The 26,554-nt window shown below is 68.2% G+C and carries 25 protein-coding genes and 3 pseudogenes; 15 read left to right on the forward strand and 13 right to left on the reverse strand.

Going from position 1 to position 26,554, the window contains the following annotated elements; all coding sequences use genetic code 11:
• The first annotated feature begins 69 nt into the window (after positions 1-69).
• Both ACQI5H_RS07490 and ACQI5H_RS07495 read left to right on the forward strand, forming a co-directional pair.
• The gene (locus ACQI5H_RS07490) at positions 70-4,917 is read left to right on the forward strand and encodes an HAD-IC family P-type ATPase (protein ID WP_427078757.1); all 4,848 of its coding nucleotides are present in this window, start codon (positions 70-72) and stop codon (positions 4,915-4,917) included.
• The gene (locus tag ACQI5H_RS07495) at positions 4,914-5,696 is read left to right on the forward strand and encodes an esterase/lipase family protein (protein ID WP_427078758.1); all 783 of its coding nucleotides are present in this window, start codon (positions 4,914-4,916) and stop codon (positions 5,694-5,696) included. The genes ACQI5H_RS07490 and ACQI5H_RS07495 overlap by 4 nt, the downstream gene beginning before the upstream one ends.
• A 13-nt stretch (positions 5,697-5,709) precedes the next feature.
• On the opposite strand, the gene ACQI5H_RS07500 is transcribed toward ACQI5H_RS07495, so the two are convergent.
• The 4 genes from ACQI5H_RS07500 to mrf form a co-directional block, all read right to left on the reverse strand.
• A complete protein-coding gene (locus ACQI5H_RS07500) occupies positions 5,710-6,465 on the reverse strand; it encodes a DUF4383 domain-containing protein (RefSeq protein ID WP_427078759.1) in 756 nt (251 codons plus the stop codon).
• Between the two features lie 83 nt (positions 6,466-6,548).
• Complete coding sequence (locus tag ACQI5H_RS07505; RefSeq protein ID WP_427078760.1) at positions 6,549-8,108, reverse strand: AMP-binding protein; 1,560 nt, start codon at positions 8,106-8,108, stop codon at positions 6,549-6,551.
• Positions 8,105-8,992 (reverse strand): SDR family NAD(P)-dependent oxidoreductase, encoded by an 888-nt coding sequence (locus tag ACQI5H_RS07510; RefSeq protein ID WP_427078869.1) that lies wholly within the window; start codon positions 8,990-8,992, stop codon positions 8,105-8,107. The genes ACQI5H_RS07505 and ACQI5H_RS07510 overlap by 4 nt, the downstream gene beginning before the upstream one ends.
• 131 nt (positions 8,993-9,123) lie before the next feature.
• Positions 9,124-10,320: a ribosome hibernation factor-recruiting GTPase MRF gene (mrf, locus tag ACQI5H_RS07515; protein ID WP_427078761.1), complete on the reverse strand. Its 1,197-nt coding sequence runs from the start codon at positions 10,318-10,320 to the stop codon at positions 9,124-9,126.
• A gap of 112 nt (positions 10,321-10,432) precedes the next feature.
• Here mrf and rpmB point away from each other — a divergent pair, with 112 nt between their 5' ends.
• Genes rpmB through rpsR form a run of 4 tightly spaced genes read left to right on the forward strand, consistent with a single transcriptional unit; the run spans position 10,433 to position 11,390 of the window.
• Complete coding sequence (rpmB, locus tag ACQI5H_RS07520; protein ID WP_427078762.1) at positions 10,433-10,669, forward strand: 50S ribosomal protein L28; 237 nt, start codon at positions 10,433-10,435, stop codon at positions 10,667-10,669.
• Positions 10,669-10,833, forward strand: coding sequence for a 50S ribosomal protein L33 (gene rpmG, locus ACQI5H_RS07525; RefSeq protein ID WP_427078763.1), 165 nt, complete (start codon positions 10,669-10,671; stop codon positions 10,831-10,833). Before rpmB ends, rpmG begins: the two co-directional genes overlap by 1 nt.
• A complete protein-coding gene (rpsN, locus tag ACQI5H_RS07530; RefSeq protein WP_427078764.1) occupies positions 10,833-11,138 on the forward strand; it encodes a 30S ribosomal protein S14 in 306 nt (101 codons plus the stop codon). Before rpmG ends, rpsN begins: the two co-directional genes overlap by 1 nt.
• Positions 11,139-11,390, forward strand: coding sequence for a 30S ribosomal protein S18 (gene rpsR / locus ACQI5H_RS07535; RefSeq protein ID WP_427078765.1), 252 nt, complete (start codon positions 11,139-11,141; stop codon positions 11,388-11,390).
• Here the strand turns inward: rpsR and ACQI5H_RS07540 are convergent.
• Both ACQI5H_RS07540 and ACQI5H_RS07545 read right to left on the reverse strand, forming a co-directional pair.
• Positions 11,387-12,439 (reverse strand): annotated as a pseudogene (locus ACQI5H_RS07540) (aldehyde dehydrogenase family protein); the annotation flags it as partial. The gene rpsR and the pseudogene ACQI5H_RS07540 overlap by 4 nt on opposite strands.
• Before the next feature lie 62 nt (positions 12,440-12,501).
• A pseudogene (locus ACQI5H_RS07545) lies at positions 12,502-13,014 on the reverse strand (SDR family NAD(P)-dependent oxidoreductase); the annotation flags it as partial.
• Between the two features lie 238 nt (positions 13,015-13,252).
• Between ACQI5H_RS07545 and ACQI5H_RS07550 the strand changes: the two are divergent.
• On the forward strand, positions 13,253-13,597 hold the full coding sequence (locus ACQI5H_RS07550; RefSeq protein WP_427078766.1) for a hypothetical protein: 345 nt from the start codon (positions 13,253-13,255) through the stop codon (positions 13,595-13,597).
• Positions 13,591-14,229, forward strand: a pseudogene (locus tag ACQI5H_RS07555) (amidohydrolase family protein); the annotation flags it as partial. The gene ACQI5H_RS07550 and the pseudogene ACQI5H_RS07555, both read left to right, overlap by 7 nt.
• Here ACQI5H_RS07555 and ACQI5H_RS07560 read toward each other — a convergent pair.
• Positions 14,226-15,155 carry an oxygenase MpaB family protein gene (locus ACQI5H_RS07560; RefSeq protein WP_427078767.1) on the reverse strand — a complete coding sequence of 310 codons (930 nt, stop codon included), beginning with the start codon at positions 15,153-15,155 and terminating at the stop codon, positions 14,226-14,228. The pseudogene ACQI5H_RS07555 and the gene ACQI5H_RS07560 overlap by 4 nt on opposite strands.
• A 101-nt stretch (positions 15,156-15,256) precedes the next feature.
• On the opposite strand from ACQI5H_RS07560, the gene ACQI5H_RS07565 reads away from it, so the two are divergent.
• From ACQI5H_RS07565 to ACQI5H_RS07575, 3 genes are all read left to right on the forward strand, one after another.
• Positions 15,257-15,850 (forward strand): TetR/AcrR family transcriptional regulator, encoded by a 594-nt coding sequence (locus tag ACQI5H_RS07565; protein ID WP_427078768.1) that lies wholly within the window; start codon positions 15,257-15,259, stop codon positions 15,848-15,850.
• Between the two features lie 42 nt (positions 15,851-15,892).
• Positions 15,893-17,278: an adenylate/guanylate cyclase domain-containing protein gene (locus ACQI5H_RS07570; RefSeq protein ID WP_427078769.1), complete on the forward strand. Its 1,386-nt coding sequence runs from the start codon at positions 15,893-15,895 to the stop codon at positions 17,276-17,278.
• Positions 17,279-17,420: 142 nt separating this feature from the next.
• Positions 17,421-18,161, forward strand: coding sequence for a methyltransferase domain-containing protein (locus ACQI5H_RS07575; RefSeq protein ID WP_427078770.1), 741 nt, complete (start codon positions 17,421-17,423; stop codon positions 18,159-18,161).
• Between the two features lie 3 nt (positions 18,162-18,164).
• Here the strand turns inward: ACQI5H_RS07575 and ACQI5H_RS07580 are convergent, their stop codons facing one another.
• The 6 genes from ACQI5H_RS07580 to ACQI5H_RS07605 all read right to left on the reverse strand — a co-directional run bounded on the left by ACQI5H_RS07580 (position 18,165) and on the right by ACQI5H_RS07605 (position 22,682).
• Entirely contained in the window at positions 18,165-18,971 is an 807-nt protein-coding gene (locus ACQI5H_RS07580; RefSeq protein WP_427078771.1) for an SDR family NAD(P)-dependent oxidoreductase, read from the reverse strand.
• A complete protein-coding gene (locus ACQI5H_RS07585; RefSeq protein WP_427078772.1) occupies positions 18,971-19,429 on the reverse strand; it encodes an SRPBCC family protein in 459 nt (152 codons plus the stop codon). Before ACQI5H_RS07585 ends, ACQI5H_RS07580 begins: the two co-directional genes overlap by 1 nt.
• 135 nt (positions 19,430-19,564) lie before the next feature.
• Positions 19,565-19,822 carry a hypothetical protein gene (locus ACQI5H_RS07590; RefSeq protein ID WP_427078773.1) on the reverse strand — a complete coding sequence of 86 codons (258 nt, stop codon included), beginning with the start codon at positions 19,820-19,822 and terminating at the stop codon, positions 19,565-19,567.
• Between the two features lie 51 nt (positions 19,823-19,873).
• Positions 19,874-20,734 carry an SDR family oxidoreductase gene (locus ACQI5H_RS07595; protein ID WP_427078774.1) on the reverse strand — a complete coding sequence of 287 codons (861 nt, stop codon included), beginning with the start codon at positions 20,732-20,734 and terminating at the stop codon, positions 19,874-19,876.
• An 11-nt stretch (positions 20,735-20,745) separates the two neighbouring features.
• Entirely contained in the window at positions 20,746-21,510 is a 765-nt protein-coding gene (locus ACQI5H_RS07600; RefSeq protein ID WP_427078775.1) for a DUF2127 domain-containing protein, read from the reverse strand.
• A 227-nt stretch (positions 21,511-21,737) separates the two neighbouring features.
• Positions 21,738-22,682, reverse strand: a complete 945-nt coding sequence (locus ACQI5H_RS07605; RefSeq protein ID WP_427078776.1) for an IclR family transcriptional regulator — start codon at positions 22,680-22,682, stop codon at positions 21,738-21,740.
• A gap of 44 nt (positions 22,683-22,726) precedes the next feature.
• Here ACQI5H_RS07605 and ACQI5H_RS07610 point away from each other — a divergent pair, with 44 nt between their 5' ends.
• The 4 genes from ACQI5H_RS07610 to ACQI5H_RS07625 all read left to right on the forward strand — a co-directional run bounded on the left by ACQI5H_RS07610 (position 22,727) and on the right by ACQI5H_RS07625 (position 26,545).
• A complete protein-coding gene (locus ACQI5H_RS07610; RefSeq protein ID WP_427078777.1) occupies positions 22,727-23,779 on the forward strand; it encodes a zinc-binding dehydrogenase in 1,053 nt (350 codons plus the stop codon).
• Positions 23,776-24,189, forward strand: a complete 414-nt coding sequence (locus ACQI5H_RS07615; RefSeq protein ID WP_427078778.1) for a nuclear transport factor 2 family protein — start codon at positions 23,776-23,778, stop codon at positions 24,187-24,189. Before ACQI5H_RS07610 ends, ACQI5H_RS07615 begins: the two co-directional genes overlap by 4 nt.
• Positions 24,190-25,005 carry an SDR family NAD(P)-dependent oxidoreductase gene (locus ACQI5H_RS07620; protein ID WP_427078779.1) on the forward strand — a complete coding sequence of 272 codons (816 nt, stop codon included), beginning with the start codon at positions 24,190-24,192 and terminating at the stop codon, positions 25,003-25,005.
• Positions 25,006-25,246: 241 nt separating this feature from the next.
• On the forward strand, positions 25,247-26,545 hold the full coding sequence (locus ACQI5H_RS07625) for a sodium:proton exchanger (RefSeq protein WP_427078870.1): 1,299 nt from the start codon (positions 25,247-25,249) through the stop codon (positions 26,543-26,545).
• Positions 26,546-26,554 lie beyond the last annotated feature (9 nt).

Below are 26,554 nucleotides of genomic sequence, written 5' to 3' on the forward strand. Positions count from 1 at the left end.
GCCCTATGTGGACAGGTCCTAACGACGCCAGGAGGATAGGCACGGTAGAGGTAATCGAAGGGTGGCCACATGAAGATTCCGGGTGTTGCCAGCGTCGTCGCTGGCGTCACCGGCGGAGCGGCCCAAGTAGTGCGAGCCGGCGTGTCCACCGCGGCCGGCGCCGCGGGCACAGTGCAGATGTTGGTCAGCCCGGTGGTGGAGCTCGCCGGCCCCGTGGCGCATTCGGTGGCCAATTCGACCGGCCGAGCGTTCGGGATGAACGGCTCCCCCAACGGTTCCCGTAACGGCGTCGCGGCGCCGGTGCGCTGGCAGAGCGGGCGCCGGGTGCACCTGGACCTGGATCCGCTGCTGCCGTTCCAGCGCTGGCATGAGTACGCGGCGGTGGTGGAGGAACCGGTTCGCCGGATTCCGGGCGTGGCCAAGGCACATGTCGAGGGCTCCCTGGGCCGTTTGGTGATCGAACTCTCCGAGGACGCCGACTACGACGTCGTCCTGGACGAGGTGCGGGAAACGGTGGCTGCCATAGCCGACGACCTCGCGTCGTCGGGTCCGGGATCGGCGGCCCTCTCCGCCCCATTCGCCGACCCGGGCAACCCGTTGGCGGTTCTGGTGCCGCTGACCGCCGCCGCGATGGATCTCATCGCGGTGAGTGCCGCCGTCACCGGCTGGGTCACCCGCCTGCCCGCCGCACCGAAGACAACCCGGGCCGCGGCCGCCCTCATCAATCATCAGCCACGGATGGTGTCACTGCTGGAGTCGCGACTGGGTCGAGTGGGCACCGACATCGCGCTCGCCGCGACGACGGCGGCAGCTCATGGGCTGACCCAAGCGGTCGGCACGCCGCTGCTCGATTTCACGCAACGCACCCTGCAAATCTCCGAGGCGACGGCTCACCGTCGCGTGTGGCGAGACCGGGAGCCCCAGCTGGCCTCGCCCGACCGGCCGCAGGCCCCGGTGGTGCCGGTCATCTCATCGGCCGGGGCCAGCTCGCACGCGCCGCGGCACAGCTGGCCGGCCGCGGCGGCGGGTGAGGCTTCGCACGTCGTGGTCGGGGGATCCATCGACGCGGCGATCGACACCGCGAAAGGATCGATGGCGGGCCCGGTCGAGAGCTACGTCGACTCGGCCGCGAACGGCTCGCTCATCGCGGCGGCGAGCGCGTTGGTCGCCGGCGGTGGTACCGAGGACGCGGCCGGGGCGATCGAGGCCGGGGTGCCGAGAGCGGCACACATGGGCCGGCAGGCGTTCGCGGCGGTGTTGGGTCGCGGCCTGGCCAACGCCGGACAGTTGGTCCTCGACCCGGGTGCGCTGCGGCGCCTGGATCGGGTCAAGGTCGTCGTGATCGACGGCGCCGCGCTGCGCGGAGATCACCGCGCCGTTCTGCGTTCGCGCGGCGATGCGCCCGGCTGGGACGACGACCGGGTATATGAGGTCGCCGATGCCCTGCTGCACGGCGAGGAGGCGCCCGAGCCCGATCCCGACGAGTTGCCCGCCACCGGCGCGCGGCTGAGATGGCTTCCGGTGCAAGGTCCGTCGGACACGCCGGCCCAGGGCCGCGAAAGCGCCGACCTGGTGGTCGACGGCGAATGTGTGGGCAGTGTCGATGTTGGCTGGGAGGTCGACCCTTACGCGATTCCGTTGTTTCAGACCGCGCACCGCACCGGAGCCCGGGTGGTCTTGCGCCACGTCGCCGGCACCGAAGAGCTGACCGCGAGCGTCGGGGCGACGCATCCGCCGGGCACCCCGCTGTTGAACCTGGTGCGTGAGCTGCGCGTGGATCGCGGCCCGGTATTACTGATCACCGCGCTGCACCGCGATTTCGCGTCCACCGACACGCTGGCAGCCCTGGCGATCGCCGATGTCGGTGTGGCCCTTGATGATCCACGCGCGGCGACGGCGTGGACCGCCGACATCATCACGGGCACCGACCTGGCCGACGCCGTGCGGATCCTCTCGGCGATCCCGGTCGCCCGGTCGGCCAGCGAATCGGCGGTGCACCTGGCCCAGGGCGGCACGACGCTGGCGGGGCTGCTGCTGGTCACCGGCGAGCAGGACCGAACCACCAACCCCGTGAGCTTCCGCCGCTGGCTCAATCCGGTCAATGCGGCCGCGGCCACCGCGTTGGTGGCGGGAACCTTCTCGGCCAGCAGGGTGCTACGGCTACCCGATCCCACCCCGCAGCCGCTGACCGCCTGGCACGCGCTGGACCCGGAGATCGTGTATTCGCGGCTGGCCGGGGGCGCGCGGCCATTGGCAGTCGAGCCCGGCACGCCGTCGTGGCGACGCCGTCTCGACGACCTGTCCTACACACCCGCGCTGGCACCGCTGCGCGGACCGGTGACCAGCTTGGCGCGGCTGGCGTCGACGACCCGCGCCGAGCTGGCCGATCCGCTGACCCCGATCCTGGCCGTCGGGGCGGCCGCATCCGCGATCGTCGGAAGCAATATCGACGCGCTTCTGGTCGCCGGCGTGATGACCGTCAACGCGATAACCGGTGGGGTGCAACGGTTGCGGGCCGAGGCGGCCGCCGCCGAACTGTTCGCCGAGCAGGACCAGCTGGTGCGACGGGTGGTCGTCCCGGCCGTCGCGACCACGCGGCGCCGGCTGGAGGCGGCCCAGCGCGCCACGCGTACGGCCACGGTGTCCGCCAATTCGCTGCGCCCCGGTGACGTCATCGATCTGGCCGCACCGGAAGTGGTGCCGGCGGACGCGCGGCTGTTGGTGGCCGAGGATCTCGAGGTCGACGAGTCGCTGCTCACTGGCGAGTCGCTGCCGGTGGACAAGCAGGTGGACCCCGTCGCCGTCAACGACCCCGACCGGGCCAGCATGCTGTTCGAGGGCAGCACGATCGTCGCCGGACACGCTAGGGCGATCGTCGTGGCCACCGGAGTCGGCACCGCCGCGCACCGCGCGATCTCGGCGGTCGCCGACGTCGAAACGTCGGCCGGTGTCCAGGCCCGCCTGCGGGAACTCACCAGCAAGGTGCTTCCTCTGACGCTCACCGGCGGTGCCGCGGTAAGCGCTTTGGCATTGCTCCGGCGCGCGACACTGCGCCAAGCCGTCGCAGACGGCGTCGCCATCGCGGTGGCCGCGGTCCCCGAAGGTCTGCCGTTGGTGGCCACCCTGTCCCAGCTCGCCGCCGCCCAGCGGCTGACGGCGCGCGGAGCACTGGTTCGGGCCCCACGCACCATCGAGGCACTGGGCCGGGTCGACACCATTTGTTTCGACAAGACCGGCACTCTCACCGAGAATCGGCTGCGCGTCGTGTGCGCGGTACCGGCCGCGGCCGACGCACGGGACCCGTTTCCGGCCACCACCGATCCGCAGTTCGCGACGGTGCTCCGGGCGGCCGCGTGGGCGTCGACGAAACCCCAAGAGGGTCAAGGACATGCGCATGCCACCGACGAAGCCATCCTCACCGCGGCGGATTCGCTTGCCGGTCAAGGTGATTCGGAGTGGACGATGCTCGCCGAGGTGCCGTTCGAGTCCAGCCGCGGTTTCGCCGCCGCGATAGGCACGCTGAACACAAACGGGTCGTCGCCGCTCCTGATGCTCAAGGGCGCCCCCGAGGTGGTGCTGCCGCGTTGCCGGTTCGCCGATCCGGACACCGACCAGGAGCACGCGGAGTCGCTGGTGCGCAGCCTTGCCGAACAGGGCTTGCGGGTGCTGGCGGTGGCGCGACGCGGCTGGGACAACGGCACCACCGACGACGAGGAGACCGATGCCGACGCCGTCGACGCCGCCGCCCAGGACCTGGAGTTGATCGGTTATGTGGGTTTGGCGGACACCGCGCGGGCGTCATCGCGCCCGCTGATCGAAGAACTGGTCACCGCCGACCGCAACGTGGTGCTGATCACCGGCGATCACCCCGTCACGGCACGCGCGATCGCCCGTCAGCTGGGCATGTCCGCGGACGCGCGGGTGGTCACGGGCGCCGAACTCGCCGGCCTCGACGAGGACGCGTGCGCCAAACTCGTCGCCGACGTTCAGGTGTTCGCCCGCGTCAGCCCGGAACAGAAGGTACAGATTGTCGGCGCGCTGCAGCGTTGCGGTCGAGTGACCGCGATGGTCGGCGATGGCGCCAACGACGCGGCCGCGATCCGGATGGCCGACGTGGGCATCGGGGTGAGCGGTCGCGGTTCCTCGGCCGCCCGCGGCGCCGCCGACATCGTCTTGACCGACGACGATCTGGGCGTGCTCCTCGACGCGCTCGTCGAGGGCCGCAGCATGTGGTCCGGCGTTCGTGACGCGGTCACGATCCTGGTCGGCGGCAATGTGGGCGAAGTGCTGTTCACGATCATCGGGACGGCCCTCGGCACCGGTCGGGCTCCGGTGGGGACCCGTCAACTCCTGTTGGTCAATCTGCTCACCGACATGTTCCCCGCGCTCGCGGTCGCCGTCACCTCGCAATACGTCGAACCCGTCGAAGGCGATTACGAAACCGAAGACGAGGCGGAAGAGGCGCGGCGCGAACACCAACGCGCGGTGCTGACCGGGCCGACACCTTCCCTGGACGCTCCGCTGATGCGCCAGATCGTCACCCGGGGCGCCGTCACGGCCGCCGGGGCGACGGCCGCCTGGGCCATCGGCCGCTGGACGCCCGGCAGCGAACGCCGCACGGCGACAATGGGATTGACCGCATTGGTGACGACGCAGCTGGCGCAGACCCTGCTCACGCGACGGCACAGCCCCCTCGTCGTGGCGACCGCGCTGGGCAGTGCGGGGGTGCTGGTCGGCATCGTGCAGACCCCTGTCATCAGCCAGTTCTTCGGATGCACGCCGCTGGGGCCCGTCGCGTGGACTGGTGTGCTGGGTGCAACCGGCGGTGCCACCGCGATCTCGGCGCTCGCGCCCAAGTGGTTGGCCAGAACCGTCGGTCTGGATGACGAGGCCGACGGTGACGAGGGCCAGGCATGAGCGACCCGGCCCGTTTTCCCGGGCACGACGACCCGGCCGGCGTGCCCGACGCCGTCGGAGCGCGCGCACCGGGACATCTACTGCGTGCGCTGGAATGGCGCACCGGGCTCGAATACGTGGCCGCCCGGCGCGGCTTGCGGCACATCGCCGATTGGCCCCGCGGCGACGGGCATCCGGTGCTGGTGATCCCCGGGTTTCTGGCCGGCCCCCTCTCGACGGACCTACTACGAAATGTCTTGCGCCGCTTGGGATACCGGGTTTACGACTGGGGCCTCGGGTACAACGTCGGGTATCGGGCCAGCATGAAGGAGACGCTGCCGGAACGGCTGCGCCACATCCGCGAACGGACGGGCGGGCGCCGGGTCAGCATTATCGGCTGGAGCGCCGGCGGAATCTATGCGCGCGAGCTGGCGCGCGCGTTCCCCGATGAGGTCCGATCGGTGATCACGCTGGGCTCCCCGTTCCGCGGCAACCATCGGGCCAGCACAGCCTGGAGGGTGTGGCGGCTACTCAACCGCGGCACCGACGCCACCGACGCGGTCGCGGAATCGGCCCGGAGCCGCCGCGAGCAACCGCTGACCACGCCCACCACCTGTATCTACAGCAAGACTGACGGGATCGTCGCCTGGCAGTGCTGCACCAGCCTCCCGGCGCCGCGCACGGAAAACGTCGAGGTCCACTGCAGCCATCTGGGATACGGCCACAACCTGGAAACCCTGTCCGTCATCGCGGACCGTCTCGCCCAGCCGGAAGACGGCTGGCGACCGTTCCAGCGTTGATGATCCGGCGGTGTCAGTGGTGGCGTATCCAGACGACGATGACGACGGCGGCCGCTAGGACCGCCAGAGCCACCGGCACGACGGCGGCGCGTGACCGCACCGGCTCGGGCGCCCGCGCGGTCCCCGGTGGCTCTGGAAGGCTGCGACGCTCGCGTTGAACGTCGACCGGCGGGTTCGTGGACCCTGGCGGGTTGGTCGACGGGGGCGGGCTTGGGCTGCCCTGTGCGTCCGACTCCCGCGCTCGGACCGCCGGGGCCGGAGGCTGTCGCGGATCGCGGCGGCGCCCGCGCCGCCGCACCCAGGCCTCGTCCCCCAACTCGTCGGGAATGAACCACATCAGCAGCCCGAGGTTGACCACCGCCAGCACACCGTGCAGCACGACGTCGGCGGCGTGGAACCCCACTGCCGTCGGCATGTCGCGCGACGTGGCGACGGCGCTGAAAAACAACAACACCATGTAGCCCACCGCGCTCAGCGCGGTCACCGCTACCGCCGCGCGGCGATGGCTGACCGCCGCAATCGCCGCCACCCCGAACGCCAGCAGGATCGCGCTGTGCGCCGGAGCCGTCGCCAGGCCGAGAACCGGGGCGCCGGTGGGCCCGGCATGCGGATGCAGGGCCGCCGAGACCAGCCCGGCAATGCCGAACGCGCTCACCAGCACGCCCTCGGCCAACAAGTACCAGCGCCCGTTACGGAAACGCTTCGGGTCCGTGCGGACCCGGCGCAACCCCGACGTCAACCCGGGAACGTGCCCCGCCGTAACCGGCATCGCACACCTCCACACGTGCACAGAAGTCTTGCGATGTCGGCTACCCACAAATGCGCGGCATTAACGCCGCTGGCGCGGCCCCGCTATGTCTCGAGCAGTTTGCTGCGGATGACCTTGCCGGCGGGATTGCGCGGAATGCTGCTCACGACCTGGATGTCCCGGGGCTGCTCGAAGCGAGAGACCTTGCCCTTCAAGTACTCCCGCAACCCTGCCTCGTCGATGTCGCGCCGCGCAACGATGAACGCCGCCAGTCGCCGGCCGAACTGCTCGTCGGGGACGCCGATGACCGCGGTCTCGGCGACGTCGGGATGGTCGGCCAGCGCGTTTTCCAGTGCGCGCGGATAGACATTCTCACCGCCGGAGACGATCATGTCGTCTTCGCGGCCGACGATGTAGAGCCGGCCCGAGTTGTCGAGGTAGCCCATGTCGCCGGTGCTGGTCATCCGGTCGATGACGGCCTTGGCGCCGCCGCCGGTGTAGCCTTCCGCGCCCAGTTCACCGCCCACGAAGATGCGACCGGTGACGCGCGGCCCAACCGGTCTTCCGTTCCGGTCGAATATCCGCACCGGGCATCCCGCGACGGGCCGACCCACCGTTTCCGGGGCGTGTCGCAGTTCGATCGGCGTGGCCAGAGCGCCGATGCCGACCTCGGTGGAACCGTAGCCGTTGTAGAGGACGTCGCCGTAGGCATCCATGAACCGACGGGCCAGGCCGGGATCGAGCCGGTCACCGCTGGATATCACTACCCGCAAGGACGACAACGGGTTTCGCGCCCGCACCCGTTGCGGCAGGTCGAGGATCCGCGCCAGCATGATCGGGACGACGCTCAACGCGTCGGCACGCTGCAGCGAGGCCCGCGCCAGGGTGGCTTCGGCGTCGAAGCGCCGATGGGTCAGCACGGTGCCGCCCAGGCTCACCGTCAGCATCAGCATGCCGAGCCCCAGGCCGTGAAACATCGGCACCGCCACCGCGATTCGCGATCCGACACGCAGCCCGGTGCGCTCGAGAATTGTCATGCCGACGCCGATGCCCGAGCTCATCCGCGGTACCCGCGGGACGCCCCTGGGCACCCCGGTGGTGCCAGACGTCAGCAGAACGAGCCGGCCCGAGTCGGCGACCTTGGGCCGGGATTCACCCGGCGCAGGCTCAACGGTTGCCGGGTCGATCGCTCTGATGGACTCGCCTGCGCCGCGTACTTGTTCGGCAAATTCGTTGTCGCAGAACACCGTTGCGATCTCGTGTGAGCTCAACGCGCCGGCCAGCGCATTGACGCGAAACTCCGTGTTCACCAGCACCACGTCGGCGCCGACCAGGGCGGCAGCGAAGGCCGCGGCGGCGAAGTTGCGTCCGTTGCGGCACATGATCCCCACCGCCTGGCCGGGCCCGACACCGTCGAGGGAGAGCCCGCGCGCCAGCGATTCGGTCTTCTCCTGCAGCTCGCGGTAGGTGATGGCGCCGTCGTCGTCGATCATCGCGGTGCGCGCCGGCCAGCGGGCCGCCGCGACGGCCAGCAGGGTATAGAGGTTCGTGCCGCCCCGATATACCTCGCGGGCCAGGCGCAGCACCCCGATCGGCGCGGGCGGGCTCAGCAGACCGGACGACAGCAGTGCCCGCGCCGTCGTGGCGACCACGCTGTCGGTCACGACCGGCCCTTGCCGCCGGTGTTGGCGAAGAACCGGCGGTGCCACAGCCGGGCGGCGCGCTCGGCGGGCCCGGCCAGCAGCACGGAGGCCAGCTCGGCGGGCCAGAGCCAGGGCGGTTCGTTGCTGCGGGGCCGCTCGATGATGGTTTTGGCGATCGCGTCGGCGGCCTCATCGGGGGACAGACCCGGAAGCCTGCCCAGGATCGGCGTGGGCGCGATCATCCGGGTGCGGACCAGCGCGAAGTAGACCGACGTCACGTCCACGCCGTCGGCGTGCAGTTCCGGCGCCACGCTGCGCAACCAGCGATCGAATGCCCCCTTGGACGCCTGGTAGGCGCCCCATTGCGGTCCGGGTACGACGCGCGCGGCGACGCTGGACACGTTCACGATGTGCCCGGCGCCGTTTTCGCGCATGGCCGGTAGCAGCCCGAGCAGCAACCAGATCGGCCCGAGGTAGTTGATGTCGATCGTGCGCTGGAAATCGTGCGGCCGGTCGTACTGGTGGTGCAGGGAGCGGCGCAGCGACTTGCCGGCATTGCTGACCACGATGTCGAGCGCGCCGTGGTCCTCGGTGACCTGTTTGGTCAACGCGCTGACGGCGGCCTCGTCGGTGAGGTCCGTCGGGTAAGCGACGGCCTTACCGCCGCCGGCGTTGATCGAGGCAGCGAGGTCGTCGAGCCGTTCCGCGGATCGTGCGACAACCAGCACGGTTGCTCCCGCCGCGGCCAGCCTGCGGGCCGTCGCCTCGCCGATTCCGTAGGAGGCGCCGGTCACCATCACGGTCTTGCCGCAGACAGCGGCGCGCAGCTTGTCGGGATCCGATATCCGCGCAGGATTGGCCAGTCGGTCGGTAGCTCTCTTAACGGCCTCTGCTATTACGTTCACCCTCACCGCATTCACCGAAATGGCTGACTAGTCCTGGTGGCGCGCTGTCGTCCCCACGCTACTCGACTCGTAACTACAGCTACCAGACCACATGTCGAGGCGGAATGCCCGGGCCGGGACGCGGTGTTATTTCACGGCTCTACGCGGCCGTCCCGATCTGAGGAGACTTCTTCGGACGCGCCAGGGGTGTCACCACACGGGTCCTCGTGCCAGTCACCGAACGGGTCGGGGTAACGGCTCCACTCCTGCGGTCTGGCCATCTCCTCGTCGGTCAGCAGCGCACCATTCAGGGCGTCGAGAATCTCGGCCTGTTCGGCCCCGCAGACCAGTACCGTCATCGCGGTGTGCCGATCGCCGAATCGGTACTCCCACTGCAGCTCGGCAAAGATGCGGCGCTCGGCGTCCACTCTGGCCGCCTCCTCAGTGGTCATGGCGGCCAGCCACTTGCCCGCGCAGGCGACCCGCAGACCACCACCGGCTGATTCCAGCCACATGACCTGGTCAGGTCGATTGGCCAGCCACAGTCGCCCACGGGTACGGACGACACCGGCGAGCAGCAGATCCACCGCGGCATGCAGGCGTTCGGCATGAAATGGGCGGCGCGCGTTGAACTCAACGATCCGGACCTGTCCATCGTTGCCCAGCGGAGGCAGGCCGGCCAACAACCACCCGTGCGGATGATCGCTGCGGCCGCGCCGGGAGTCGTCTTCCAGATTCGCCAGCGCCATCTCGATGCGGTCGAGCCCCACGGTGATCCGCGCTCGGGGAGCGAGCCGGCGCAGGACGGCCAGCGTCACGGGTTCCGGGCGGGTCAGCACGAGGAGGTCGGCGAACTCGGCTTGGCCGACTACGACCTGGGCCACCGTGCGCCCGTCCGGCAGATCGTCCTCCCCGAGGGCCCGGGTTAGCCAATTGCGGGAATCGACGCATGTCACCACCCCCGCGATTGCCACGTCCAGCGCGGCCGGGCCGTCGGGATAGCCGGGACCGATTCGGACGCGGACGTGATTGATCGCGACGCAGATGGGTTCGGGTTCGAGCCACGGGGCCAGATGTACGACGATGCGGTGGACACCGTCGCGGCGGTGCAGTGTGCGCAGCAGAAGCAGCAGGTCATTGCGCACGGTGCAGGCCACACACCCATGCGCCAGCTCGAGTGCGTAGTCGGTACTGGCTAATTCGCCAGCGCGCATCGTGATCGTGGTCCGCCGCACCACGTGCCCGTCGAAACGATGCTCGACGACCACCGTGCCCGGGCGGCGCAACAGCGCACCCGTCACCGCATCGGTATCGCCCTGGCCGGTCACCAACACCACGGGTGTCCGCATCACACCTCCATATTGAAAACGATTTTCAATAACGCCTAAATCACGGTACAGTTCCCGGGAGACCTTGTCGAAAATGATTTTCAATAACTGGGGTTCCGGAGGAGGTAGGGGTATGACGGCGCGCTGCCAAGTCACCGGCCGCGCAGTGGGATTTGGTAATTCGGTATCTCACTCGCACCGCAGAACACGGCGACGCTGGTCGCCCAACATCCAGACCAAGACGTATTACCTGCCGTCGGAGGGACGCCGCATAACGCTGCGGTTGAGCGCCAAGGGAATCAAGGTCATCGACCGTGACGGAATCGAGGCCGTCGTTGCCCGACTCCGCCGTTCGGGTCAGCGCATCTGATGGCGCGCAACGAGATTCGGCCCATCGTCAAGCTGCGCTCCACCGCCGGCACCGGGTACACGTACGTCACACGCAAGAACCGCCGCAACGATCCCGACCGGCTCACGCTGAAGAAGTATGACCCGGTGGCCCGCCGGCACGTCGAATTCCGGGAAGAGCGCTGATGGCCAAGAAATCAAAGATCATCAAGAACAACCGGCGCCGCGCGGTCGTCGCACGGTATGCGGAGCGGCGCGCCGAACTCAAGACGATCATCCGATCACCGGCAAGCAGCCCAGAACAACGATTGGCCGCGCAGCAAGCGCTTGCCCGCCAGCCGCGTGACGCCAGTCCGGTACGGCTGCGCAACCGCGACTCGATCGACGGCCGTCCCCGCGGGCACTTGCGCAAGTTCGGGTTGTCCCGCGTGCGGGTGCGGGAACTCGCTCACCGCGGCCAACTTCCCGGTGTGCGCAAAGCGAGTTGGTAGATGGCCGGCAGATCGAAGCGCCGCGCCCTGCAGCGGCCGCCGACGGACAAGAAGAAGAACCTGCTGCACAGCTTGGGCCTCGAGACTGTCGACTACAAGGACACCGGCACGCTGAGGGTGTTCATCTCCGAGCGCGGCAAGATCCGATCCCGGCGCGTCACCGGCCTCACGGTTCAGCAGCAACGCCAGGTGGCCACCGCGATCAAGAACGCTCGCGAAATGGCGCTCTTGCCGTACGTCAGTTCCCGCTAGTCCCCGATGAAACCCTTGTTGCGCATCAGGACGTCCGCCAAAAACCCGTCGTGCGGGATTTCGGGTGCCGAGTGGAAGGTCGGGTAACGGCCGCGGTACACGTTGGCCACCGTGGGTTCGGCGAGTAGGTCGTCGATCAGCTCGTCGTCACCCGTGATCGCGGTGACGACCAACGAATGCCGCAGCGGCTCCACACCGAACCCACGTGACCAGGGCGATACCCATACACACGGGAAGGGCAGCTCGACATTGAGCCTGTCGTCAAGCTTTCCCGAGCCGGGCCCGGCCAGCAGATGCACGGCCGGACGCAGTGCGGCAGCGCCGTCACGGAGGACGGCGACCACCTGATCGGCGCCGAGCAGTGGCGTCGTGCCCGCCGCCTTGGTCGCCAGGTAGCCCGCGATGGCTCGCGCCTTGTCGAGGGGTTGGGTGGGCAGAACGGCGCGTTCGTCGTCACTGGGCAGCGGCTCGATCGTCGCCAACTTCTCGGCGATCGCCCGGGCCAGTGGGCCGGGATCGCCCTCGTAGAGCACCGCGGTCGTGTTGACGCACGCCATCCCGCCCAGGTTGGCGATCGAGTCGGTGACCAGATCGATGTAGTCGCGCCAATCACGGTCGGCGGTGATCAGAATCTTCGCCCGCCCCGGCCCGTTGACGATGACACTCGGATCGTTGGCGTATTTGTCCGCCACGTCCCGGCCGCCGAACACCATGGCCAGGTCGGTCGCCCGGACGATCTCGTCCGCCCCGCCGTGGTCGGTGGGCAGATACGCGGCGTCTTCGGCGCGAAATCCCGCCTCGCGCAGGGCATTCACCAGCCGGTGCGCGGTCAGCGGCTCGCGGCGCGACGGGCGCACCGCGACCCGGTAACCCAGCGCGAGCGCCTGCGGCCACAGGCCGTGCACTCCCGGGCCGTTGCCGGCGGCGTGGACCGCGAACACTTCGCCGCGGCGCGCCCATACCGCGCCCCCGCTGTTGGCGGGCTCGTCGCGCCAGTCGAGGGCGGCACCGACGGGCCGACTCGGCCGCACCGCATCGAATGCCGAGGCGACCGCCGCGGCCACGCCGCGCGCTCCGGCGCAGTCGCTGCGTTTCCAACTGCGCGACACCTCTGCAACGCGGTCTGCACTTGCGGCGGAATGACTTCGATCACCTGTACGGAGGGCGAGCGCGGATTCGACCCGAACGCGATGCCGTTGGAGGAATACATCACCGAGACGATGTTGACTATCGCGGCGTGCGGTCTCCTCACCAGCGACGGCATCAGGGCCGAGGTCAGCCGGATGGGGCCCAGCAGATTGATGGCGATGGTCCGCTCGGCGGTGCCCACCTCGCCGTTGATGAGGTCCTCGACCCGCTGAATCCCGGCGTTGTTGATGACGACGTTCAGGTCGGGGTAGCGGTCGGTCAGCTCGATGGCGAATCGCCGGATGCCGGCCGGGTCGCTTTGGTCCAGCGACCAACTCTGCATGCCGGGGTTGGCCTGCGCGACAGCCTCCAGCAACTCGCGGCGCCGGGCCGCAATGATGACCTGGTTACCCAGCCGGTGGAATGATTCGGCCAGGCCGCGGCCGATCCCGCTGCCCCCGCCGGTGACCAGGACGGTATTGCCCGTCATCTGCATCGCGGTCTCCTCCTTCGGGTTTCGTCGCGGTCCGCTCACCCGACCGACGTTGCCGAATGCCCCAATGCGAAGCCGTCTAATCATCGACTTTTCCGCCTCGCCCAGCGCGGGTGCCAGACCGCGTGAAACTGCACCTCACCCAGCTCGCCGGGCGACGCGGCCGTCGATCATTTCACAAATTCTCGATCGTGACGCAGGCTCAACGGCGGAAGCATGCGACGCGCAGTAAGGAGTGCCGATGCGCTACATCGCCCTGGAGGAAGCGTTCTTCATTCCCGAGCTGGCCGATCTCCAGCCCGCCCATCAGCGGCTGATGCAGCATTTCCAGCCCGCGGTCCGCGAGGAATGTGAGCGCCGCCTGTCCGATTTCACCGAATACCGGCTACCGGACATGGACAGCGCCGGCATCGACATTCAGGTCTTATCCCTGACCTCCCCGGGGCTGCAAGTCGACCTGGACGCCGAGCGGGCGCGCGATAACGCGCGGTTCGCCAACGACTATCTGGCGAAAGTCATTGCCCGGCACCCCGATCGGTTCCAGGGGTTTGCCGCTTTGCCGTTGAGGATCCCGGCGCCGCGGTGACCGAGCTGGAGCGCGCCGTCACCCAGCACGGGCTGTGCGGAGCGCTGGTCAACGACTGCATCACCGGCCCCGGCGGACGTTATTTGGACGCACCCGAATACGACGAGCTGTGGTCGGCGCTGGAATCCCTTGGCGTACCGCTGTATTTGCATCCCGGCGCACCGCCGGCCGATCGCTGGCGTGTCATCGACGGGCGCCCGGAACTCTACGGTGCGACCTGGAGTTGGGCGGCCGAGGTCAGCGGGCACGCGCTGCGGCTGTTATTCGGCGGCGTGTTCGACCGCCATCCCGCGGCGACGCTGGTCCTGGGGCACATGGGCGAATTCCTGCCCTTTCAGCGCAGCCGGTTGGATTCCCGCTATGCCAGCGTCGCGACGACAAATCCGTTGCCACGCCCGCCGTCGGCCTACCTCGGCACCAACATCGTGTTCACCAACAGCGGGGTGTTCTCACCGGCGGTCATGCTGGGCGCGGTGCTCGAGGTCGGCGCGGACGCGATGATGTTCTCCATCGACTACCCCTACGAGTCCTCGCGGGAAGCGGTCGAGGGACTCGAGCGGACAACGCTGAGCGCGAGTGACCGGGAGAAGATCGCACACGGCAACGCCGAACGCCTGCTGCGCATCGGTTAGGCGGCGGGGCGGTTGTGCAGCCCGCGCGGGTCGACACCGGCGCGACGCCACGCCGCGGCCGCCCACGGCGTGTAGACGAACCAGAGCGGCAACCGGTTGACGACCGGGTTCAGCGCACGCACGACCGCCGCAAACCGCTGAAATCGCCTCTCCTTCTTGGCATCCCACTCCAGCGCGCATACCTCGCGCATTTGTGGCGGCATGGTTCCGACCAGAACGAGACGGGTGTAGGCGTTCAGCGGCGCGGACAAAGCCTGCCAAACCAGCTTGGGAATCCAGCGTGGCCCCGGTATCCCCTTCCGGATGTAGCCGGTGCCGTAGAGCACGGTCTTGTGCGGCACGAACCGCTCGAGCATGTCATCCCAATAGGCGACGAACTCGTCATAGGTCTGCGGCTGGTTGCGGGAACTGACTCCGTAGAGGCCGTACCAGACCTTGCCCTCGTTGAAGATCCGCTCCTTCTCCGCGCGCGACAGCCGGCGAATGAAGGTGTCGGTGTTGTAGATGACCTGGTCGACGAACGTGGCATGGGCCCAGTAGAACAACTCGGGATTGAGCGCGTGGTACCTCGAGCCGTCGCTGATGGTGCCCTTGATTGGCTTGTGGAAATCCCGGACCCTGCGGCCCCACTCGTGGGGCTCGTCGGAGTAGACGGTCTTCATCAGCGGCGGGGCGGTCCGCTTGGCCCGTCCCAGCGTGTCGCTGAAAACCACCGAGTGGTCGAGCACTCCCTGGGCGAGTTGCTCGATGCAGTTCTCGACGCCGGCCGTGCGCTGGAACCCGAAGAATTGGGTGCGGTGGTCGCCGTAGAACTTCCAGATCAGGGAATCGGGCCCCAGCCGCGGCAACGCGTCGGCGGTTTGGTCGTCAACGGGCATGGGCACCGCTTCGCGCACCCCGCTGTCGAAATCCTGTCCAGCGGTCATCGCAACCTCCTCACCCCGCGGTTGTGATACAGAGAAACAAACGAGTATCTTTGTGTCACGATAGCATCGACGCGCCGAGATTGCCCTGGAGGTCGTGATCCATGCAGAACCGCAGCCTTGACGGCAACCTCGATGAAATGACCGACCTCGAGCGCACCATCCTGGATACCGCGCGCGCGGTCTTCGAGACCTACGGCGTGCGTCGCGCGAACATCGAAGACGTCGCCGCGCGCGCCGGGGTCAGCCGCAGCACCGTCTATCGGCGGTTTCCCACCAAGGACGACCTGCTGGAACAGGTGGTACGGCGTGAGGCTGAACTGTTCTTCGCCACGCTGGACCGGGCCACCGCCGGCTGCGATCCGCGACAGGCCGTGATCGAGGCGTTCGCGCTCGGTGTGCGCCTGGTCCAGGACTCGCCGCTGTATTCGCGGATCGTCGACAGCGAACCGGAACTGCTCGGCATGTTCTCCCGATCGCACGCGTTTCCGATCCGCCAATTCGCCGACGGGATCGCCCATACCCTGCGCCGATGCGGGGCCGAGATTCCCGAGGCCGAACTGGCCGACATCGCCGACATCCTGCTGCGCGTCGCGCTGGGCATCATCGTCTTCCCCACCGACCGACTCGACATCTCCGACGACGCGGCCGTCCGCGGCTACGCCGCCCGCTATCTGGTCCCGATCATCGGCCGATGACGGGTGTTCGACTTGTCGGTGTGCTGATTTAGCCTTATAGCCGTGCCTGGGTTTTCTGGGACACCACGAACCCGATACGCCAGTTGCGGCGACACGGACATCGCCTACCAGGTGTTCGGCGATGGGCCGATCGACCTGGTGCTGCTACCCGGACCGTCGATTCCGATCGACTCGGTCGACGCCGAGCCGTCGATGTACCGCTTCCACCGCCGGTTGGCGTCCTTCGCCCGGGTGATCCGGCTCGACCAGCGCGGGATCGGGCTCTCGTCCCGCGTGCCCTCGATCGACATGATCGGGCCGAAATTCTGGGCGAAGGACGTCGTCTCCGTGATGAACGCCGTGGGATGCGAGCGGGCCACGATCGTGGCGCCGGGCTTCACCGGGATGACCGGGCTCGTGCTGGCGGCCGATTACCCCGAACGGGTCAGCAGCCTGGTGATCATCAACGGCGGGGCCCGCACCTTGTACGCACCCGACTACCCGATGGGCCAAGAACTCGACACCCTCGATCCCTACACGACGATCCTCACCGACCCCGACGCCGTCGAGCAGGGCTTCGACATGCTGCGCATCATCGCGCCAAGCGTCGCCGACGACGACGCGTTTCGCTCCTGGTGGGACACGGCCGGCAACCGCGCCGCCTCACCCAGCATGGCCCGCGCGATGATCACCACCATCCGGCATTCCGACGTGCGCGACACGCTGCCGCGCATCGCCGCGCCGACGCTGATCCTGCATCGCCGCGACTCCGACTTCACCCCGGTCACGCACGGTCAGTATCTGGCCGAGCACATCGCCGGATCGCGTTTCGTCGAGCTACCCGGCGAAGACACCCTGTACTGGGTCGGCAACACCGGGCCGATGCTGGACGAGATCGAGGAGTTCATCACCGGCATGCGCGGCGGCTCGGACGCCGAGCGCCTGCTCACCACGATCGTGTTCACCGACATCGTCGGCTCCACCGAACGCGCCGCGGAGCTGGGCGATAACCGGTGGCGCGACCTGCTGGACAACCACGACACCATCATTCGTCAGGAACTTCAGCGGTTCGGCGGGCGCGAGGTCAACACCGCCGGGGACGGATTCGTGGCGACCTTCAGCAGCCCCAGCGCCGCTCTCGCGTGCGCGGACGAAATCGTCGACGCAGTGCAGGTGCTCGGCATCGAGGTCCGGGTGGGTGTTCACGCCGGCGAGGTGGAGGTGCGCGGCGCGTTGAAAAACGACATCGCCGGCATGGCCGTGCACATCGCGGCGCGGGTGGGGGCGCTGGCCGGGGCCAGCGAAGTACTGGTGTCCTCGACGGTGCGAGACATCGTCACCGGGTCGCGCTACCGATTCGCCGACCGTGGCGAAAGCGCGCTCAAGGGCGTGCCGGGCCACTGGCAGTTGTGCGCGCTGGTGCGCGAGCACGCCGTCGTCAACCGTTAACGAACGTCACATTTTGAGCCGGTCGAAGCACCCGGCGCCCTCGGCGTAGGCTGCCAGTCAGGGGGCTGCGCCTAACTCGAAGTGCCGACGGCCCCCGGCTCGATTTTGGTGTCCGGCTTGGTATTTGAATGAAGGAAGACACATGACCGACGTGCACGTCTCGCTGCCCCCCGCGTTACGCCGAGCGCTTGAGCTACTTGCCGACCCGCCGGCGGAACCCGACGTGAGCAAGGGCTATCTCGATCTGCTTAGAGGGGCCAGCCACGAGGCCGTTCCGAAAAATACGGGTCCGATCCAGGCGGCGTGGGCATCACCGCTCGGCTCGGCGCTCTACGACAACGCCCAGGCCCTGTCGCGCCGGCTGATCAGCGCATGGCAACACCCGGTCGAGTGGCTGAACATTCCGCCGGGCGGAACCGCACTCGACGTGGGGTCCGGCCCCGGCAACGTCACCTCGTCGCTCGCAGCGGCCGCCGGGCCGGACGGGTTGGCCCTGGGCGTCGACATCTCCGAGCCGATGCTGACCCGGGCCGTCCGCAATGAAGCCGGCCCGCAAGTCGGATTCATCCGGGCCGACGCGCAGCGACTTCCCCTGCGGGACAACACCGTTGACGCGGTCGTCTCACTCGCCGTGCTGCAACTGATTCCGAATCCGGCGGCCGCCCTCGCTGAGATCGCGCGGGTGCTGCGACCGGGCGGGAGGTTGGCCATCATGGTCCCCACCGCGGGTCGCGCCGCGCGTCTGTGGCAGCTGCTGCCCAACGTCGGGGCGCACGCGTTCGGCGATGACGAAATCGCAGACATCCTGGAAGACAACGGATTCGCCAGCGTGCGGGTCAACACGTTCGGCACGTTCCAGTGGGTGCGCGGCAAAAACGGGTGAGGCTCAGTCGCGCTTCATGGCCGGGTGGCCGCGGGAGAGCAACGGCAGCAGCCACTCGGGGGGTGTGACCCGGAAAAGGGCCGAGGCGACCCGGTTGACGCGACCGGGGACGACGACGGCCTTGCCCGCTGCCAGCCCGTCGATGCCGGCTTGCGCCACCTTCTCGGCGGGAATCCACATGATGCGTGGCAGCGCCGCTTCGGCTTCTTCTTTGGAGAAACCGGCCGCCTCACCGAACCCGGTGTCCACCGGTCCCGGGCACAGCGCGGTCGCACCAACGCCGGTCCCGCGCAGCTCACCGCGCAGGCTGTGGGTGTAGGACAGCACGAAGGCCTTGGCGGCGCCGTATGCCGCTTGGCCGGGCAGGGGACCCAACCCGGCGATCGATGCCACATTCAGCACGGCGCCCCGGCGACGTTCGACCATTCCGGGCAGGAACCTGCTGCAGAGGTCGACCACGGCGGCCACGTCGACCTCGACGAGGTTGACTTCTTGCTCCGGAACGGATTTCGCGACCAGCCCGAGCGTGGAGAACCCCGCGTTGTTGATCAGGATGTCCGGAGTCAGGCCGAGCGCCGCGACCCGGTCGGGCAGGGCGGCGCGTGCGGAGCGGTCGGACAGGTCGGCGGGCAGCGGGTGCGCCTGCGGGCCCAACCGTCCGGCGAGCTCCTCGAGACGGCCGGCGCTGCGGGCGACCAGCACAACTTGGTGGCCGCGCCGCGAAAGGATCTCGGCGAAGTGCTCGCCGATGCCCGAGGAGGCGCCGGTCACGATGGCGGCGCGGTCGGTGGCCGGCGATGGAAGAGCCATTATTGCCCGGCCTGGGCGAGCACGGCGAGCTTGTCCATGGATTCGCGCAGCATCTCCGCCGTCATCGAACGGGCTTTCTCCAGCCGGGTCGGGTCGGTCAGCGCGCTCCAGTCATAGGTGTGGGTGACGTTGGTGAGGGTGGCGTTGATCTGATCGAGTTCCCAGCGCCACAGGTGACCGGGCGGCTGCTTTCCGGGTTCCGCTGGGCACCAGGCGATCTTGCTGCCTTCGATGAATTCGACCACGTGGTTCTCCCGCACCGCGCCATTGGTCAACGTCGTCTTGAACACGTCGCCGACCCCATGAACGCGCTGCCCCGGAGCGGAGGAGGCCAGGTTGTTGTTGCCGTCCCAGCTCGGCTGGCTGGACGGCTCGGCGATCAGCTCGAAAATTCTCTCCGCGCTGGCGGAAATTGCGCGGGTGGCTTTGACGATGGTTTCGGGTTCGGTGTCGGCCATGGGGCAATCCAAACACTTTGTGCGCGCCCGTGGGGGCCGGCCCGGTTTCCGGCCCGAACGTGCGTCCAGCCGCAGGCTCGGCGTCGAATGTGCGGCTGGCCGCACGCTCGGCTGTTAGTTAAAGGCGACTGGCGATCAGCAGCGCTCAGCGCCTCTGCGCATCAGCCTGAGCTCATCACCCGCCCGGCGCGACCTGCTTCCCAACACCGCGTGGAGCGCATCGCAGGCGCGCGCTTTGATGGGGGTGACGACGTCGAGGTTGGTAGGGCTCCGGTTGATCCGGCCCTGCACGGTTGCCACAATCTCGATCCTTTGTTTGTTCGGCCGGTGAGCCGACTGATCGAATTTGACCGCGGCTCTTTTACCAATGTGCCGCGAGCCGGTAAACGTCACGAGAAGCGTCGTTGTGGTGTCGGGCACAACGCAAGCGGCGCGCGTGGTCGGTCACACGTCATGCGTGCGGTTGCCGCTTCGGAAACGTCGGAGAAAGCCGAGCAGTCGATATGCCGGCACAGGTTTCGGCCAGTCGTCGGCCCGGAAATACGCGTCCGAACCTCCGTCGACGAAAACGACGCTGCCGCAAAGGAAGTCGGCGGCATCCGACAACATGAAGCACATCCAGTCGGCCATATGCCGGGCGTCGCCGAACCCGCCGACCGGAATCGGGAACGACCGGACCGCTTTGGCCTCGGTGGGATTCGACAGCTGCTCGGCCAGCAGCGGCGTCATGATGGCCCCGGGCGCAAGGGCGTTCAGTCGCACGCCCGAGCCCGCCCACTCCGGCAATACCGCATGCCGTCGAACCCAACGGCTGACAGCGATTTTCGAGGCCGCATACATCATGGCGGGCGCCGCCTTGCCGAACAGTTTCACCGAACGCACGGCCTTGTCGGCATCGTGCGCAAGCAACGCCCGCACGGCTCGGCGGGGAACCGCCGGGACCGTCGTCGTGGAGTTGCTGGCCACGACGACGGCCTTGGCGCGTTCCGCGGCGGCCAGCGCCGGCCGCCACGCGGCGAGCAACTCCACCACGCCGAGATAGTTGACCTGGGCGATCTGACGGGGACGATCCGGGCTCGGGCCGGGGCCCAGGCCGGCGGCCAGCACGGCACCTTCGAGCCTGCCGGCGGAAGCGGCCAGGACGGCCTGCGCGGCCTCGTGCCGCCCGTGTGGTGTGGAAAGGTCGGCGGTGACGTCGGCGTCTTTGATGTCGACGCCGATCACGGTGTGGCCCTCGCCCCGAAGCCGGTGCGCGGTCTCGCGGCCCATCCCGGAGGCCGACCCGGTGATCGCGTAGGTACCCATGCAGTCCCTCGTCAGCTCGTCATGGCGGCGCGTTCGACATCGAGGAGCTGCTCGCCGCGTCGCTCCTCGTCGTAGGCTTTGCGCCCGCCCCGCAGACCGAACAGCCGTTTGGAGATCAGCAGGTAGATCACCGCGAGGATGTTAATGGTGAAGGTCACCACGCGAGTCATCGTGATGCCCTTCGTCAGATCGTGTATCTCCAGCGGCAGGAAGACCGAAGTGGCTATCACCGCGAAGTATTCACCCCAGCGTTTCAGCAACCACAGGCCGACGCCTTCGATGACCTCGATCAGCGCGTAGACGGTCAGCATCAGCGTCAGCAGGGCCAGGGTGGACGGCTTGGCGGCCAACGCCTTTTCCAGTTCGTGCACGATGGTCATCTGATCGACCTTGAACCCCGCGGCGCGGAAAATGGGCAGGTCGCGATCGAGTGTGGCCTGGATGGCGCCGCGTGCCCCACGAAACTTCCACACCGCGTACGCCGCCAACACAATCACGACCGCGCGGAACAGGCGCTCCACCGCGAGCGTGCGAATGATGATGGCCTGGCGTAAGGCCTTGCCGCGCATGATCATCGGCGCATCTTCGGCATGGCCACGCCCGTGCGGCTCGCCGACGGTGAATTCACCGCAACGCAGGCAGCGCCACACCTCACCCAGTCCGGTGGTACCGCTCAGCCGGGCGGCGAGGGCCTCCTCGTCCGGCGCGTATGTGACGTGCCCCGCGAGCGCGCAGGTAACCAACTCCCACCGATTGATGCCGCGATCTTTGCGCATGGCCGATCATTCAATGCGGGCGGCGAGTCACGCAAGGGGGCACGCGGCGTCAGAAGCGGGGACGACTGCGCGGCCCCTGGGCCTGGGCGTGCACCGCACCCAGCAGTTCGGTGAGCCGCTCGCTCAGGTCCGCCTGCCCGGGCGCCGACGACAAAGCCGGCATGGTCATCCACAACGTAGTTATGTGCCATGACTTTTCACCTTCCGCGCGTCGGTACCTCCCTACGCTAGACGGCGCGATTCGCCACTGCCTCCTGCCGTTTGGATTCGCTGATTGCCGACGTTTCAGCGGTGAGCCTTTTCCCTATCGCTTCGATCTGCCGCGCCGTGAGGGGGCACAACGGATGCACGGCCACCATCAGGGCAGCGCGGCCGCGATGGTCGAAAACCGGTGCTGCGACGGTCACTACGGGCTGTTTACGCCGGCCCGGGTTGTCGTCGGAGAGAAAGCCGATGGTGGTGAACTCGACGAGCAACTGGTCCAGGATGTGTCGCACCGGTGTCGGCATTTCGTTGCTGTCCAACGTGCCCACCACCTGAACGGCCTGTGCCAGCGCCGGCGTCGTCCAGTCAACGTCGAATCCGCGGTTGCGGGTGTGCTCCAGTACGCGTTCCAGCCGCCGCGTGCGATCGGCGTTGCTGCCGGCGCCGCGACGGATCCACGCGCGCTGTTCCTCGTCGGTGTCCCAGGCCGCGAGCGCCACGCCGAACGGCGGTGCATACGGGATGCGATCGCCGGGTATGCCCGACGGCTGGGTGGCTGGGTCACCCTCGAAGGCGGTAACCACCAGTGAATCGCCGAATCGTTCGACCACAGAGCCGGCGTAGCCGACCTCGCCGGAGAGGCGTAGCGCCGCGGAACGCGCGGCGTGGGCGAGGGGCCGAGCGGTGTCCATCCGCGCGCTCACCACCGCCAGCGCGGGACCCAGCGTGAAGGTCTTGGTGACCGGATCGCGGCTGGCCCACCCACGATCACACAGCGTCTTGAGGATCGCGTGTGCCGTCGCCTGGGTGAGATCGAGTTCGCGCACGACGTCGGAGAATCGCAGCCGCGCGTTTCCGGACCGCGCCAGGAGCTCGACAACGTCGAGTACCCGGGCGGTCGGCGCCGAGGATGACCCGCGAATGCCTTGACTCCTTTGCGGCGGGATTCCTACAGTTGTAGCGAACATTCGAGATTATATATCGATTATTCGAGAAATGTGGAGAGTCTGCCTTGCGCGCTGCGGTGCTCAGAGACGGCCGGTTGGAGGTCCGCGAGACGCCGGACCCGCAGCCCGGCCCGGGCGAGTTACTGCTGCGGACGCTGAGCACCGCGATCTGTGCGTCGGACGTCCATTTCATGGACCACCCGGAACTCGCCATCGACGACCCGACCGGCCGCTCGCTGTATGACACGGACCGCGATATCGTGCTGGGCCACGAATTCGTCGGCGAGGTGATCGCGCACGGGGCCGGCTGCACCGACCAGTTCGAGGTCGGCTCGCGTGTGACGGCGATGCCGGTCCGCCTGGTGGACGGCGGCGCCGGCGGCATGCGGATCATCGGCCAGCATCCCGAGGCGCAAGGCAGTTTCGGTGAGCTCCTGGTGGTTTCGGAGGTGGCGGCCAAACCGGTCACCGGCGACGTGTCCAGCGATGCCGTCGCGCTGACCGATGCATTCGCCGTCGGCGAGTTCTATGTCAGGTCGGCGCAGATGCGGGAGGGCGAGATCGCCATCGTCATCGGCGCCGGAGCGATCGGGCTTTCGGCGGTCGCCGCATTGGCCAGTCGCGGTATCGCACCGATCATTGTGGCCGACTACAAAGCCGATCGCCGCGAGCTCGCCCGCGACCGCTTCGGTGCGCACGTGGTCGTCGATCCCGCCGAGAAGTCGCCATTCGACGCGTTCAGGGACGTTCGCGCCGAACGCGGCCTGCCCGGGCCGGCGGTCGTGTTCGAATGCGTCGGCGCGGCCGGGCTCATCCAGAAGATCGTCGAGTCCGCCGAGATGGCGACCCGCATCTATTGCGCGGGCGGTTGGTACACCGGTGACACGCTGGACATCACCACCGCGACGCGTCAGGGCGTCACCATTCAATTCGGCGGCGGGCCGCACCCACAGGATTGGTACGGAACGCTGGATGCCATCGCCTCCGGACGGCTGGACCCGCTGCCCAGCATCGGCAAGATCATCGGCCTCGACGACGTCCCGGCGGCGCTCGACCTGGCCCGTAAGTCCGACGGCCCACCGCGCATCGTGGTCCACCCGAACGGAGACATCGCATGACCGAACGTGAGGACCGCCAAGACATTTCGGATCTGCTGGTGCGCTATGCCACCGGGATCGACCGTCGTGACTGGCCGCTGTTTCGCACGGTGTTCACCGACGACTGCGAACTCGACTACGGCGAGATCGGCGTGTGGAACGGCGTCGACGCCGTCACGGAGTTCATGGACACGACCCACGCGATGGCGGGTCATACCCTTCATCGCTTGACGAACCAGGTCATCGCGGTCGATGGCGACAAGGCCACGGCCCGCACCTATGTCGATGCGGTAATCATGTTCGGCGACAACCAATCCGGCGTCAACGCGTGGGGTTTCTACGACGACGAGATCGTCCGGACCGCCGATGGCTGGCGCATCGCGCGACGCCGCTTCACCTCGGTACGTGTCGCCGCAGTGGGGAGCAACTAGATGACATTCGCAACCAAGTACGGGCCGTGGGCGCTCGTCGCCGGTGCCTCCGACGGTGTCGGCGCGGCGTTCGCTGCCGGCCTCGCCGAGCGCGGCGTCAACGTCGTGCTGCTGGCGCGGCGCCAAGCGGTGCTCGAGCAGGTAGCGGCCGAGATCAGCTCGCGGACGTCCGTCCAAACTCGGACCCTCGCAGTCGATCTTGCGCAACCCGGCACAGCATCGGCGATCGCGGCCGCCACCGCCGACCTGGAGATCGGCTTCCTCGTGTACTGCGCGGGTGCCGACCCGAATTTCCAACCGTTCCTTGCTAATCCGATCGAGGCCGCCGAGGCGATGGTGCATCGCAACTGCATGATGCCGATGCGGCTCTGCCACCACTTCGCGCCCGCCATGGTCGAGCGAGGCAGCGGGGGAATCGTGATCTTCGGGTCCGGCGCCGGATTCGCCGGCGGACCGAACATGGTTGCCTACGGCGCCTCCAAGGCGTTCGACATGGTCTTCGCCGAAGCGCTCTGGGCCGAACTGCACGACAAGGGTGTCGACGTCCTCGGCCTCATCCTGGGCAAGACCAACACCCCGGCACTGCGGCAACTCGAACACAGCCGCGGTCAGATCGACTCACCTGACGCCCTCCCGCCGGGCGCGGCCGCCGTGGAAGACGTCATCGCCGAGGCGTTCGACAACCTCACCAATGGCCCCACCTGGATCGTGGGCGAGGACATGCGCGCCGCCCAGCAGATGATGGCCTCGCTGACGCGCAACCAGCTCGTCGAGCTCTTCACCCAAGCCGCCGCCGCGGCGATGGGACCCGGATAACAAGCTGCCCGTGGCAAAACCGCACCCCAACCCCCGAGCAGGTTTGCCAAAATTTCGGATCAGCGTCGCCGAACTTTTTGATTAGCCAACTGGCCAGCAAAGACGTCCTATGGCGAGGCCTCGCCTTGCTCGTCCGCGACGTTGCTGGCGCGGACACCGTCGGGTAACTTTGGAAAGCAGTTCGCCCGGCCCGCGAGCCGAAGTAAAACCGATGATCGGCACCCCCGGACCGAAGGATGACATGCTCGCAACAGGCAGGCCGCCTGCCCGCGCCGCGACGGCGGCACACTCGCCGCGCCGCACGCTGACCCGCTCGGCGGTCTTCACCACGGCCCTCGTCATTCCAGCAGTGGTGGTGCGAATCGTCGGCCTGCATCCGGACCCCGTCGCCGCCCTACTGATTTTCGGGACCGCGGTTGTGGCGGCCAGCTTCGTGCTGGCGTGGGCGGCCGAAGCGGCGCAGATCGATGTTTCCGGCGGGCTTGCGATCGCGTTGCTGGCGTTGATCGCGGTGCTGCCCGAGTACGCCGTCGACCTCTACTACGCGTACGTCTCCGGCCACAATCCGGACTACACCCAGTACGCGGCGGCCAACATGACGGGATCGAACCGGCTGCTGATGGGCCTGGGCTGGCCGGTCGTGGTGCTGGTCAGCATCGCGGTGGCGCGAAAGGCCGGCGCCGCCAAGCCTGCCGCCTTGCGGCTGGCACCGGCCAACCGCGTCGAACTCGGCTTCCTGCTCATTGCCGGTGTGATCGCGTTCGCGATACCCGCGATCGGCCAGATCCATCTGGCGCTCGGGCTGACGCTGCTGGCCTGGTTTGGCTTCTACCTTTACAAGGTCAGCCACGGCGAGGTGGAAGAGCCGGACCTGATCGGTACCGCCGCCGCGCTCGGTGAGCTACCCGACCGCCGTCGGCGGATCGCCGTCGTCGGCCTCTTCGTGGCGTCCGGCGCGGTAATTCTGCTGTGCGCCAAGCCATTCGCCGACAATCTGGTCGCGGCGGGCACCGAGTTGGGCGTCGACCGCTTCCTGCTTGTTCAGTGGCTCGCCCCGTTGGCCTCCGAGGCGCCCGAGTTCATCATCGCGACGATCTTCGCGGCGCGCGGCAAGGGCACGGCGGCCATCGCCACGCTGATCTCGTCCAAGGTCAACCAATGGACGCTGTTGATTGGATCCTTGCCGGTGTCGCACCTGCTCGGGGGCGGCGGATTCTCCCTGGAGCTCGACTCCCGCCAAATCGAAGAGGTGCTCCTCACCGCCACCCAAACCCTGATGGGCGTCGCCCTGATCCTGGCGCTGCGCTTCCACCGGGCGGCGGCCTGGGCGCTGCTGGGGTTGTTCGTTGTCCAGTTCCCGATCGCCTCGACCCACGGGCGGCTGTTGCTTTGCGTTGTCTACACGGTGGTGGCCATCGCAGGGCTGATCATCAACCGCCACCACCTGGCCGCCACCATTCGGGCGGCGTTCGTCGGGAAGGCCATCCGTCATAGTGGTCACCCCCACCACTCGCTGGAGGGTTCCGGAGCCCCGACCTAGCGGGCGCGA

It is taken from the genome of Mycobacterium heidelbergense (genome assembly GCF_050205645.1).
In the GTDB taxonomy this organism is placed as follows: domain Bacteria; phylum Actinomycetota; class Actinomycetes; order Mycobacteriales; family Mycobacteriaceae; genus Mycobacterium; species Mycobacterium heidelbergense_A.